This is a genomic window from Streptomyces sp. MMG1121 (assembly GCF_001280015.1).
Taxonomy (GTDB): Bacteria; Actinomycetota; Actinomycetes; order Streptomycetales; family Streptomycetaceae; genus Streptomyces.
Genome location: NZ_LGDV01000259.1, coordinates 1 through 12,503 on the forward strand (window position 1 = coordinate 1; position 12,503 = coordinate 12,503).

The 12,503-nt window shown below is 72.9% G+C and carries 8 protein-coding genes; 5 read left to right on the forward strand and 3 right to left on the reverse strand.

All coding sequences use genetic code 11. The features are described 5' to 3' along the window. Positions 1-2,809, forward strand: a 2,809-nt coding sequence (locus tag ADK64_RS40855; RefSeq protein WP_107093233.1) for an ATP-binding protein, incomplete at its 5' end; no start/stop codon positions are given. Here the strand turns inward: ADK64_RS40855 and ADK64_RS40860 are convergent. Further along, positions 2,796-4,664 carry a sigma-70 family RNA polymerase sigma factor gene (locus tag ADK64_RS40860; protein ID WP_107093234.1) on the reverse strand — a complete coding sequence of 623 codons (1,869 nt, stop codon included), beginning with the start codon at positions 4,662-4,664 and terminating at the stop codon, positions 2,796-2,798. The genes ADK64_RS40855 and ADK64_RS40860 overlap by 14 nt on opposite strands. Positions 4,665-4,910: 246 nt before the next feature. Next, positions 4,911-5,753 carry a TetR/AcrR family transcriptional regulator gene (locus ADK64_RS40865; RefSeq protein ID WP_053667322.1) on the reverse strand — a complete coding sequence of 281 codons (843 nt, stop codon included), beginning with the start codon at positions 5,751-5,753 and terminating at the stop codon, positions 4,911-4,913. 379 nt (positions 5,754-6,132) lie between these two features. Here ADK64_RS40865 and ADK64_RS40870 point away from each other — a divergent pair, with 379 nt between their 5' ends. The 3 genes from ADK64_RS40870 to ADK64_RS40880 all read left to right on the forward strand — a co-directional run bounded on the left by ADK64_RS40870 (position 6,133) and on the right by ADK64_RS40880 (position 10,137). Beyond that, complete coding sequence (locus ADK64_RS40870; protein WP_053667323.1) at positions 6,133-7,512, forward strand: NAD(P)/FAD-dependent oxidoreductase; 1,380 nt, start codon at positions 6,133-6,135, stop codon at positions 7,510-7,512. A 141-nt stretch (positions 7,513-7,653) separates the two neighbouring features. Next, complete coding sequence (locus tag ADK64_RS40875; RefSeq protein ID WP_053667324.1) at positions 7,654-9,324, forward strand: ATP-binding SpoIIE family protein phosphatase; 1,671 nt, start codon at positions 7,654-7,656, stop codon at positions 9,322-9,324. 3 nt (positions 9,325-9,327) lie between these two features. After that, positions 9,328-10,137: a class I SAM-dependent methyltransferase gene (locus ADK64_RS40880; RefSeq protein WP_053667325.1), complete on the forward strand. Its 810-nt coding sequence runs from the start codon at positions 9,328-9,330 to the stop codon at positions 10,135-10,137. A 62-nt stretch (positions 10,138-10,199) separates the two neighbouring features. On the opposite strand, the gene ADK64_RS40885 is transcribed toward ADK64_RS40880, so the two are convergent. Continuing rightward, complete coding sequence (locus ADK64_RS40885; RefSeq protein ID WP_199829853.1) at positions 10,200-11,465, reverse strand: MFS transporter; 1,266 nt, start codon at positions 11,463-11,465, stop codon at positions 10,200-10,202. A gap of 134 nt (positions 11,466-11,599) precedes the next feature. Between ADK64_RS40885 and ADK64_RS40890 the strand changes: the two genes are divergently transcribed. Beyond that, positions 11,600-12,148, forward strand: coding sequence for a MarR family winged helix-turn-helix transcriptional regulator (locus ADK64_RS40890; protein WP_053667327.1), 549 nt, complete (start codon positions 11,600-11,602; stop codon positions 12,146-12,148). Positions 12,149-12,503 lie beyond the last annotated feature (355 nt).

A 12,503-nucleotide genomic window follows, 5' to 3' on the forward strand; every position in this document is an offset into this window, starting at 1 on the left:
CATCCGCGCCCTGCGCGACACGTGCCGCCCCGCCGACGCCCTCGCCGCGTACGAGTCCGCCCGCCGCTCCCTCGCCGACACCCTCGGCACCGACCCGGGCCCGGAACTCCAGGCCCTGCACGCGTCGTTGCTCAAGCAGCGGGATCCAGAGCCGCAGCCGCAGCCACAGCCGCAACAGCCACGGACGTCACCGACCCCCGCCCAGCCCCCCGAGCGCACCGGCAATCTCCGCCCCCGTCTGACCTCCTTCGTCGGGCGGGAACCAGAACTCGAAGCCATTCGTTCCGACTTGCACAGGGCCCGCCTGGTCACGCTCACCGGACCGGGCGGTTCGGGAAAGACCCGTCTCGCCGAGGAGGCCGCCGCAGGGCTCCCGCAGGCATGGCTGGTCGAGCTGGCCCCGCTCGACCACCCGGAGGCGGTGCCCGGCGCGGTGGTCAGCGCCCTCGGTCTGCGCGAGACCGTGCTGCTGACCAACGAACTGGCGACCCCGCAGGCCGACCCTGTCGCCCTGCTGATCGAGTACTGCGCCGCGCGCAGCCGACTCCTGATCCTTGACAACTGCGAGCATGTCATCGGCGCGGCTGCCGCCCTCGCCGAGACCCTCCTCACCCACTGCCCCGGGCTCACGATCCTCGCGACCAGCCGTGAGCCCCTGGGCGTCCCCGGTGAGTCGGTGCGCCCGGTCGAGCCCCTCGTCCCGGAGCAGGCGCACCGCCTCTTCGCCGAGCGCGCGAAGGCCGTCCGTCCCGACGCCGACGCGGTGCTCGCCGACACCGAGGCCGTGGCGGAGATCTGCCGCCGCCTGGACGGGCTGCCGCTCGCCATCGAGCTGGCCGCGGCCCGGCTGAGGCTGCTGACCCCGCGGCAGATCGCCGACCGGCTCGACGACCGCTTCCGCCTGCTCACTTCCGGAAGCCGCACGGTCCTGCCCCGCCAGCAGACCCTGCGCGCGGTCGTCGACTGGTCCTGGGACCTGCTGGACGAGCGCGAGCGCACGGTGCTGCGCCAGGTGTCCGTGTTCGCCGGCGGCTGGGACCTCGCCGCGGCCGAGGCGGTGTGCACGGGCCCGGCCGCCGACCTGATCGGTGCCCTGGTCGACAAGTCCCTCGTCGTCGCCGCCCCGGACGCCACCGGCGGCATGCGCTACCGCATGCTGGAGACCATCCACGAGTACGCCACCGAGCGCGCGGCGGAGATCCCCGGAGCGCACGCCGCCGCCGAGCGACGGCACCGCGCGTGGGTGCGCGCGCTGGTCGAGGAGGCCGAGCCGCTCCTGCGGTCGGCGGCCCAACTGCCCTGGATATCCCGCCTGGAGACCGAGCTGGACAACATCCGGGCGGCACTGGACCGCGCGGTGCGCGCGGGCGACGAGGCGGAGGCCGGTGCGATCGCCCTCGCCATCGGCTGGTTCTGGTGGCTGCGCAACCACCGTCAGGAGGCGGTCGCCTGGGTCGACCTGGTCCTCCGCCTGGGCGTGGCCCTGGACACCCTGGCGGCGTCGGGCACCTCGGACGAGCCGCGCACGGGTGGCGGTCTGGCCGAGCTGGTGGAGGCGGCCGATCCGGTCGGGGCCTTCCTCGCAGCCCCCGACGGCGGGGCCGGGCATCCGCTGAGCGAGCTGCGCATGGACCTGCGCATGTCCCACCTGTTCCTGACCTCCGAGTCGAGCACGGAGCACCTCGCCGCCGACTCCCGGGCCCCGGAGTACGTCGCGCGCGTGCGGGCCGCCTACGAGCACGGCGGCCCCCGGGCGGCCCGGCTGCCGGGCATCGTCTGGCCGCTGACCGCCTACTACCTGGGCAGCCCCTCGGACGTCGGCCCGGACATGGCCGCATCGGTCGCCAACTGCCGTGCGTACGGCGGTGATTGGGAGATCGGGGTCTCTCTGATGTCCCGCACGCACGTGATCGTCGACTCCCCGGGCAACCTGCGGGGCGTGGACGAGGACCTGGCCGAGCTGCGCACGCTCAGCCGGCGCGTCGGGGACCGCTGGATGCGGGCGCAGGTGTGCAGCGCGGCCGGTGAGGCGGCCATGGCGCGCGGCCGGTTCGAGGAGGCGCGCGGCGAGTACGAGGAGGCGCTGCGTCTCGCCTACGAGGTGGGTGCCTACGCCGAGTCGCCGTTCCTGATGGCGCGGCTCGCCGAGATCGCCTACCGATCCGGCGATCCGAAGACCGCGCTGACCGCCCTGGACGAGGCGGGAGCGGCCGCCGATCGGTACGCGGTGGCGGAGTCCAGCGCCTTCGTGCTGCTGATGCGCGCCCACATCGCCCTGCACGAGGGGCAGACCGCCCACGCCCGCGAGCTGTACGAGGCGACCCGCGCGATGGCGCGCGGGGGCACCCCGCCACCGCAGTTCGGGGCGGGTCTGCGGATGGTCGAGGCGCTCGTCGTCGCCGACGAGTCGGGCCCCGAGCACGGGCTGCCGATCCTCGCCGAGGCGCTGCGCGAGGCCGTGGCACAGCGGTGCGCCGAGTCGATCACGGCGGGGCTGGTGGACGTCGCTGCCTGGCTGCTGGCCCGGCTCGGCGATCTGCCGGGAGCGATCCGGCTGTTCGCCGCGGCCGACCACTGGCGCGACGGCAACCGACGCCCCGAGCCGGAGCGCGGCCGGGCCGCCCAGGTGCACGCCGACGCCCGCGCGGCACTGCCCGCCGACCGCTACGCGGCCGAGCGCGCGCGGGGCGCGTCCCTCGACGTGACCGAGGTGCTGCGCGAGCTGGACGGACACCCCGGCGACGACGGGCAGGGGCCGCTGGGCACGGCTGCCGGGGCCCGCCGGGGACGGGCCGCTACCGGCAGGTGAACCGGGACTCCGCCCAGTCCGCGAGCGCGGCCCGGCCGAAGAGGTCGCTGCGCGGCTCCACGACGAGCCGTACGGTCTTGCGCCCGGTCAGGTCCACATGGACGGGGACGGCCCGGTCGTGCCCCTCGACCGTCCCGGACCGCCACAGCCGGACCCCGTCGGCGTAGACGGAGAACGACACCCTGCCGAGGCCGAGCATCATGTCGTCCACGCCGGCCCGCGCGTCGTAGGCGGTGCACTGCCGGTTGAGGGCGACGGTGATGGAGGACTCGCCGTGCACGGTCACCCCGCGCGCGTACTTCTCGCCGCCGACCGACATGCCGTAGCGCTGCCACACCCAGCTGCTCTCGCCGAGCCGGATCTCGGGCCGGGTGCCGTCGCCGTTGACGTCGTAGCTGAGCTGGCTCATCTCGTAGACGACGGGCGCCGGCGGCGGAGTGGGCGTCGGGGTCGGCTTCGGCTTGCGGGGCGGCGGAGGGGTCGGCGTGGGTGGGGGAGTCGGCCGGGGCGTGGGCTTCGGCGTGGGGGTGGGTGTCGGTGTCGGGGTCGGAGTGGGCGCGGGGGCGGGCACCGGCGGCGGGGGCTTGCGCTTCGACGGGGTCGGCGTCGGCGCCGGGGGCTGCACGACCGGGGCGGACGGCGCCGGCCTGGCGACCTCCTTGGCCGGCGGGTGGCTGTCGTTGGCCAGGGCCAGCGCCACCGCGGCGGCGGCCACCGCGACCACACCGGCCGCGATCCCCGCCTTCACCGGCGCCCCGAGCCCCTCCGACGCAACGGCACCGCCCGCGCCGCTCGCCCCGCCGGACGACCCGGTGGCCGCGGCGGCGGCACCGGCGGCCCCGAGTCCGGCACCACCGGCGATGATGCCGAGCGCCTTGGCGTACCCGGCGGCCCCGAACCAGCCGATGACCGCGACCGGGACGACAGCGGGGATGCCGCTCGCGACCTCTTCGATCTGCGCCGCGGCCAGCCGGCACCTGGCGCACTCCTCCAGGTGCTTGCGCAGACCCCGCTCGGCGCGGACGCGCAGTTTGCGGCGGGCGTAGGTGCCGAGCTGGTCGGCGTACCGGGCGCACTCCTCGTCGCCCGCGAGGGACGCGCTGACGTGGGCCTGGAGATAGGCCTGCTTGAGGCCTTCGCGCGCGCGACTGGCGAGCACCCGGGTGCCGTTGGCGTCCAGCCCGAAGAGCACGGCCACGTCGCTCGGGGACTCGTCCTCCACCTCGGTGTGCCACAGCACGGCCTGCCAGCGCTCGGGCAGTGAACGGAAGGCCTGCATGGCCATGGACTGTTCGGCCTCGTGCATGGCGCGCACGTCGGCGCCCAGGCCGAGCGTGTCGTCGTCGGACACCTCGGAGGAGCGGGAGGACTGCTGGGCGAAGACGGCGAAGTCGTCGACGAGCTGCTCGCGCCGGGCGGACTTGATCCAGTTCGCGGCGACGCGTCGTACGGAGGTGAGCAGATAGGCCCGTACGGCGTGCTCGGGTCCGGAACCGCCGCGTACGGCCTGCAACATCCGGGCGAAGACCTCGGCGGTGAGATCGTCGGCGGTGTGCCCGTCCCGGCAACAGGTGCGCGCGTACCGGCGTACGGCATCGGCGTGCCGTCGGTACAGCTCCTCGTAAGCGGAGTCGTCGCCGCCGCGCATCCGCTCGATCAGCTGGGTGTCGCCGGGCGGCATCTCCCGGGGCGGCGGCAGCACACTGCCCTCACGCTGGGCCGGCACGCTCTGGTCCCGTCGCCCGCCGGAGGCGGCCGCGCGCCCGCCCTGACTCGGCACCTGGGGTGGGGTCGCCCCGGTGGCGTCCGCACCCGCGTCGTCACCGTGTGACTCGTCCCACCCGTCAACGCCCATCGCGGACAGCCCCCGACGCCGGCCCAGCCCAATCCGTCACCGGGTCAGAGTGCCACATTGTCTTTTGTTCAAGGACCCCCTGTTCACCGCATCACTCATCCGAGGGCTTTGGTCACAACACCCCTTCGACCACCACCCGAACGAGCGATGCGCATGCGGGACGCCGCACCCGCACCGCCCATGAACCGTCACGGGCGGTGCGGGTGGGACGACGCATCCGCAGAAGGCGAACCGCCGCCGGCCTGTCTATGCAGGCCGCGACCGCAGACCTTCCAGCAGGATGTCCAGCAACCGCCCCGACGCCGCCGCCTGCTGCGCGGCATCCGGCAGCGACGGCGCGGCCGTCGCGATCACCAGCAGTACGTCGGACACGGACACGTCCGCCCGCAGCTCACCGGCCGCCCGCGCCCGCTCGACCAGCTGCCCGACCACGTCGAGCAGCGCGCCGACCCCGCTGTCGTCGGACCCCACGGACCCCACGGACCCGATGGATCCCACCGATCCCGTGGATCCCACCGATCCCGTGGACCCCACGGATCCCGTGGACTCCCCGGTCACCAGCCGCAGTTCGCCGGTCCCCGGCTGAGCCCGCTGCTGCGGCACCCGAGGCTCCTCGGCGGAGCCCACCGCACCACCCGACTCGGCCGCACCGGTGGAGCCGGCCAGCACCTGCGGCGGCAGCAGCCGTCCCGCCCCCGAGGCCACGGACGTCCGCAGGAAGCGGGACAGCGCCGACCACGGCTCGTCCTCCTGCCCGAGCGCGGTGCGCGCCTGCTCGGTCAGGCGCGCGGTCTCCTCCTCGGCTATCCGCCGGACCAGCACGTCCTTGCTGGGAAAGCGCCGGTACACCGTGCCGACACCCACCCGCGCGCGCCGTGCCACGTCCTCCATCGGCGCGCCGTACCCCAGCTCGCCGAACACCTCGCGCGCCGCACGCAGCACGTGCTCCAGATTGCGCTGTGCGTCCACGCGCAGCGGCGTCGTACGCGCCACGTCCGCGCGTCCGTTGCCCGCCGCCGCGTTCACCGCCGCGCCGCCCGGTGCGACGGCGGCTGCGGATGACCAATGGTGCGTGTCCTGAACATGCATGTGTTTCCCCCGGTAAATGACGTCTCCCCCCGGAGACTCCCCGCCACTGAATCCCGGAGTGCGCGGACCTGTCTTCCATCTCGACCGGGTTCGCCCGTCGCGAGCCCCGTTCGACCACATTCCCTACACCCCGTCGACATACGAACATAGTTGAGAGGGAGTCAATTCAGAAGGGGCAGGTTCCGCACACTGCGCCCCCCGATCGGAGTACGGGCCGTATACGCCCCGATTCCCCACCTTCGCACACTGTGGCCCGCCCCCGCTGACCTGCCCCCTTTCGTCCGCCCCGCCGAGCGCGTCCGACCTCCCGCACACCCGCCCGTCGGTCACACAAATTGCCGGGGCTGTGGACAAACAACAGCGCCGGGTGCGTCATGGGATGGTGAAGGAACGTGCGCGCATTCTGGTTGTCGGCGGCGGCTACGTCGGGATGTACACGGCCCTGCGTCTCCAGCGGAAGCTGAAGGGCGAGCTCAGGCGGGGGGAGATCGAGATCACCGTCGTCACGCCCGATCCCTACATGACCTATCAGCCGTTCCTCCCCGAAGCGGCCGCCGGTTCGATCTCCCCCCGCCATGTCGTCGTACCGCTGCGCCGTCTTCTGCACCGGTGCCATGTCGTCATCGGCGAGGTGACCTCCATCGACCACGCGGTGCGCACCGCCGCCGTCACCACCCTCGCCACCACCGAGGAGGGCAAGGCGGCCGACTTCCTCGGCTACGACGAACTCGTCCTCGCGCCCGGCTCGGTCTCCCGCACGCTGCCCGTCCCCGGCCTGGCCGAGTACGGCATCGGCTTCAAGACCGTCGAAGAGGCCATCGGCCTGCGCAACCACGTCATCGAGCAGATGGACATCGCCTCCTCCACCCGCGACCCCGCCCTCCGCGACGCCGCCCTGACCTTCGTCTTCGTCGGCGGCGGCTACGCGGGCGTCGAGGCACTCGCCGAACTGGAGGACATGGCCCGCTACGCCGCCCGCTACTACCACAACGTCCGTCCCGAGGACATGAAATGGATCCTCGTGGAAGCCTCCGACCGCATCCTCCCCGAGGTAGGCGCCGAGATGGGCCGCTACACCGTCACCCAGCTGCGCCGCCGCAACATCCAGGTCCTGCTGGAGACCCGCCTGGACTCCTGCGCCGACCGCGTCGCCGTCCTCAGCGACGGCCAGCGCTTCCCGACCCGTACGGTCGTATGGACCGCCGGCGTCAAACCGCACCCCCTGCTCGCCGCCACCGACCTGCCGCTGACCGGGCGCGGCCGGCTCAAGTGCACCGCCCACCTCACCGTCGACGGCACCGAACACGCCTGGGGGGCCGGCGACGCGGCGGCCGTACCCGACGTCACCGCCGCCGAGCCCGACGCCGAGACCGCCCCCAACGCCCAGCACGCCGTCCGCCAGGCCCGCACCCTCGGCGACAACATCGCCCACGCGCTGCGCGGCGAGCCCCTGGAGACGTACGCGCACGCCTACGTCGGCTCGGTCGCCTCCCTGGGCCTGCACAAGGGCGTCGCCCAGGTCTACGGCCGCAAGCTGAAGGGCTACCCTGCCTGGTTCATGCACCGCGTCTACCACCTCAGCAGGGTGCCCACCCTCAACCGAAAGGCCCGCGTGCTGGCGGAATGGATCCTGGCCGGGCTCTTCAAACGGGAGATCGTCTCCCTCGGTTCACTCGAACATCCCCGAGCGGAGTTCGAACTCGCGGCCGGTGGAAAGCCTCCCCACAGCCCCTCGGACGACCCGAAGGGGTCGTCCTGACCGGACCCAGGAACTCCACGGCCCGCTCCGGCGTCTGACGGATGTCGCCGCGGCCCGCCCTCAGCAAGACCCAGCCAGACCGCCCCACGTCCGCGGACGGGCCACCCGCCCGCCCACAGCACCCACGAGGCCTTCCCCACAGTGAACTTCACGCGCTGGAGCGCCCGGCTCCCCGGAACGCAGCGCCGCGCCGCCGCGCGGACCGAGACCCCGGTCTCCTCGGACCGGCGGGGAGAAGGCTCCGTGCCCGCGGCCCGCGCCGAGCGGCCGGCCGACGGCACACCCCCGGTCCCCGCCGTCGACGAACTGCCCACGCGCGACGTACTCGACCGCGTCCCCGCCCTCGTCGCGCTCGTGCACGGCCCGGACCACCGCATCGCCTACGTCAACGACGCCTACACGACGGCCTTCGGCGTACGGCCGATGGGCGCGCCCGCGCGGGAGGCGCTCCCGGAACTGTCCGAACTGGGCCTGCTCCCGCTCCTCGACCAGGTGCTGCGCAGCGGCAAACCCCGCACCCTGAAGTCCCGCAAGGCCGTCGACGGCCGGTCGTACACCTTCACCTGCACCCCCGTCGCCGAGGACGGCGACCGTGACGGCGGCGTGCTCGTCTTCGCCACCGACGTCACCGACCACGCCGAGGCCGCCGAGCGCCTGCGCGCCAGCGAACGCCGCCAGCGCGAGACCGCCGTCACCCTCCAGCGCTCGCTGCTCCCCCAGGAGCTGGAGCAGCCCGACGACCTGCGCATCGCCGCCACCTACCAGCCCGGCGGCACCGAGGCGGCGGTCGGCGGCGACTGGTACGACGTGATCACCCTCGGCGGCGGCCGCACCGCCCTCGTCATCGGCGACGTCATGGGCCGCGGTGTCCGCGCGGCGGCCGTCATGGGCCAGCTGCGCACCGCCGTCCGCGCCTACGCCCGCCTCGACCTGCCCCCGCACGAGGTCCTGCAACTGCTCGACGGCCTCGCCACCGAGATCGACGCCAACCAGATCGCCACCTGCGTCTACGCCGTCCACGACCCCAACGAGGGCCGCCTGGTCTACGCCTCCGCCGGCCATCTGCCGATCCTGGTTCGCGACGAGAGCGGCACGGTCTCCCGCGCCGACGAGCCCACCGGCCCGCCACTTGGCACCGGCGGCTGGATCCACTCCTCCGGCTCCATCGCCCTCGGCCCCGGCGCCACCGCCGTCCTCTACACCGACGGCCTGGTCGAGCGCCGAGACGAGGACCTGGACGAGGGAATCGCGTCACTCGAGCGTGCCCTCGCGGGCGCCACGGGCACCCCCCAGGTCGTCTGCGACCGCCTGGTCCGCTCCGCCGGCGTCACCGCCGACCACGACGACGACGTGGCCGTCCTCGTCCTCCAGCACCCGTCCCGTACGGGCCCCGACGGCGACCTCTTCCGCAACGCCGCCCTGGAACTCCTCGGCGGCGTCGAAGCGGCCCCTCGCGCGCGTGCCTTCGCCTCCGGCGTCCTCACCAGCTGGCGCTTCCCCAGCGAACTGCACGACCTCGGCGTCCTCGCCACCAGCGAACTGGTCGCCAACTCCCTCCAGCACGGCACCCCGCCCATGCGGCTCAGACTCCGCCGCACCGACCGCCGCCTCATCGTCGAGGTCACCGACGGCGACGACCACCTGCCCCGGCGCCGCCGCGCCGAACCGGCCGACGAGTCCGGACGCGGCATCGCGATCGTGGCGACCATCGCCTCGAACTGGGGGTCACGGAGAACGCCAGGCGGCGGCAAGGCAGTGTGGTGCGAGTTCGTCCTGCCGAAGGGCAAGGCCGAAAGAAAAGGACCGAGCTGACCCATGGCAGACACAGACGCCCATGTCAGCAGCGAAGGCCCCGAGCGGTACGACACCTACAGCGCCCCGATCATGCGCCCGTTCGTCGCCGAGCTGCTGGACGCCGTGGACCTCGCCCCCGGATCCGCCGTCCTCGACCTCGCCTGCGGCACGGGCTACGCCGCCCACGCGGCTGCCGCCCTGGTCGGCCCCACCGGCCGGGTCTGCGGCGCCGACATCGACGCGGGCATGATCCGTGTCGCACGCGAACGCCACCCGCGCCTGTACCCCGACATCGACTTCACGGTGGCCCCCGCCGACCGCCTCCCCTACGACACCGCCACGTTCGGCGCCGTCGTCTGCCAGCAGGGCGCCCAGTTCTTCCCCGACCTCAACGCCACCCTCACCGAGACGGCCCGCGTCACCCGCCCCGGCGGCCGCTTCGCGGCGACCGTCTGGGCCCCCGTCGACCGCCAGCCCTACTTCCTCGCCCAGCAGCGGGCCATCGAGGAGTACGGCGGCCCCGAGGCACCCCGCACCTTCCTGCGCCCCTTCACCCGCACGGCCGAAAGCCTCACCACCGCCCTGGAGCACGTCGGCTACCACGACACCGCTCACCGCGAGGTCACCTTCGGCATCACCCTGCCCCCGCTGGCCGCTTACGCACCCGGCCACCTCGCGGCTCTATGGGGAGGCCTGATCACACAGGCCGGCGGCGAGAAAGCCCTCACCGAGGCCGGCCGACTGGTCCTGAACCAGCTGGCCGACCGCACCGCCCCCGACGGCACGGCAACGCTCCCCTTCACCGCGATCCTGATGACGGCGACCCGCTGACCCCGTACACGCCGACGGCCGCCACCCGAAGGCGACGGCCGTCGAGGACCACACGGGAAGGCTTACGCCTGCGCGGCCACCGGCTCCGCGGGCGCCCCGCCACGCGTGACCACCCGGCTGCTCCGCGCGAGCCACGGCCGGTCCTGTACGGCGGTGAGCCGCCGCCCGAGCCGCAGCGCCAGACCGGTGATCCCCAGCGAGAACAGCAGGAACGTCACGATGTACGGCGCGTGCAGCGAGGCACCCATGGGACCGCCCACCGCCGGGCCGATGGCCAGCGCCAGCTGCTTGACCAGCGCGAACGCCGAGTTGTACTGCCCGGCCAGGCCCTCCGGCGCCAGATCGGCGACCAGCGGCGCGACGGTCGGCGACAGCATCGCCTCACCCAGCCCGAACAGCGCGTACGTCGAGATGAACGCGGCCGTGGCCATCTCCTGGCTGCCATGTCCCAGCCCCGCGTACCCGGCGGCGACCCACGCCACGGCCCAGATCAGCCCGACCGCGGCGATCACCCGTGACCGCCGGCGCCGCTCGACGAACTTCAGGACGGCGAACTGGGCGACCACGATCATCAGCGTGTTCGCGGCCAGGGCGGTCCCCAGCGCGGAAGTGGATATCCCGGCGGCCTCGACGCCGTACGCGCTCAGGCCCGACTCGAACTGGCCGTAGCAGGCGAAGAACAGCACGAAGCCCAGCGCGCACAGCTGCACCATCGCCCGGTTCCCGAGCAGCTGCTTCCAGCCGCCCTTGGCCGCCCCCGCAGGCACGCCCTCCACACGAGGCGAGCGCGGCATCCGCACGGTCGCCATGACCACGACCAGCAGCAGGAACATCGCCGCCTCGATCGCGAACAGCAGCGTGAACGAGGACACGCGCGTGGTGTCGACGAGATGACCGCCGATGAGCCCGCCGACACCGAGCCCCAGGTTCTGCAGGAAGAACTGCATCGCGAACGCACGCGAGCGCGTGTCTGCCGCCGAGCAGTCCACGATCATCGTGGCCAGCGCCGGCTGCATCACGGCCTGCCCGGCCCCGAGAGCCGCGGCGGACACCAGTACGGCGGCGGCGCTGCCCGCGAGCCCCAGGCTCAGCGCACCCAGAGCGGCGGTCACCAGGGCTGCGAGCAGGACCGGCAGCGGGCCGCGCCGCACGATCGCCCGGCCGGCGAACGGCAGCACGATCAGCGCGGCCACGGCGAAGACGGCGAGCACGAGTCCCGCCGTCATGGCCCCCAGACCCCGCACCTGCGCCACATAGACGTACAGGTAGGGGACCGTGAAGCCCAGCCCGAACGCGCTGAGTGCGTTGCCCACGTGGATCCGGCGCATCGCTGCGCCCCTCGCCCTGGTCACGTTCACCTCTCTCACTAGTTAGACCTGAAGACTTCAAAGCTAAAGTTCGAAGCTAAAGACTACACACTCAAGGACTTCAAGGCAAAGGAGTTGCGTGCGATACTGCGGCCATGGCCGACACCCCCGGCGTCACAGAGCCGACACTCGACGAACAGATCGCTGCCTACCAGCGCGAGTTCCAGGACCTCGACCCCCAGGTCGAGAAGATCGTGTCGGCGCTGTCCCGGCTCAACCGCCGGATGAACGTCGCCTACGGCCGCCAGACCGCCGACCTCGGCATCAGCAACGCGGAGTGGGAGGTCCTCAAGGCCCTCGTCCTCTCCGGCGGCCCGTACCGCATGGGCCCCAGCGACCTCGCCAAGCGCCTCGGCCTCACGCCGGCCGCGATGACCCACCGGATCGACCGCATGGTCGCCGAGGGTCTGGTCACCCGGGAGAGGGACGAGACCAACCGCGTTCGAGTGATCGTCGAGCTGACCCCCGAGGGCCGGGAGAAGTGGCTGGAGGCGATGCGTCTCGCCACCGTCTTCGAGGAGGACCTGCTCCAGGACCTCACTCCCGCGGAGCGCGCGGTGCTCGGAGAGGTCCTCACCCGGCTCCTGCGCAGGGTGGAGCACGCGCAGCCGGACGCCGGCGGCCGCCTCAGCGACCTGGACTGACACGCCACGTCGAGGCAGCGGAAAAGATCTTGACAGGACAGGGTTGACACCCCCCTGACGGTTCCGTACAGTTCTCCGAGTTGCCACCGAGCCGTAACGGTTCTCCGGCAGCACCTCAGCCGCTTTCGAGCGGCACCCCCTCACACCATCAGCACGATCTCCCATCAGGGTTGATTTCGGCGTGCCCGAATTCAATTCGAATGGAAGCCCGGCGGCCCGATTGGGAATCGCCGAGTGGATCCGCTAAGGTTTGAGACGTCGGAACGGCCCAACGGCCGGGAAGACAAACCCCGCTGACTGGGGGTCAGACGCCGAAAGGATCTGATAGAGTCGGAACCGCCGGAAAGGGAAACGC

Bases quoted from the DNA above. Each gene is read 5' to 3' on its own strand.
- ADK64_RS40860 (WP_107093234.1), bottom strand. From the start codon at position 4,664: ATGGGCGTTGACGGGTGGGACGAGTCACACGGTGACGACGCGGGTGCG.
- ADK64_RS40865 (WP_053667322.1), bottom strand. From the start codon at position 5,753: ATGCATGTTCAGGACACGCACCATTGGTCATCCGCAGCCGCCGTCGCA.
- ADK64_RS40870 (WP_053667323.1), top strand. From the start codon at position 6,133: ATGGTGAAGGAACGTGCGCGCATTCTGGTTGTCGGCGGCGGCTACGTC.
- ADK64_RS40880 (WP_053667325.1), top strand. From the start codon at position 9,328: ATGGCAGACACAGACGCCCATGTCAGCAGCGAAGGCCCCGAGCGGTAC.
- ADK64_RS40885 (WP_199829853.1), bottom strand. From the start codon at position 11,465: ATGCGCCGGATCCACGTGGGCAACGCACTCAGCGCGTTCGGGCTGGGC.
- ADK64_RS40890 (WP_053667327.1), top strand. From the start codon at position 11,600: ATGGCCGACACCCCCGGCGTCACAGAGCCGACACTCGACGAACAGATC.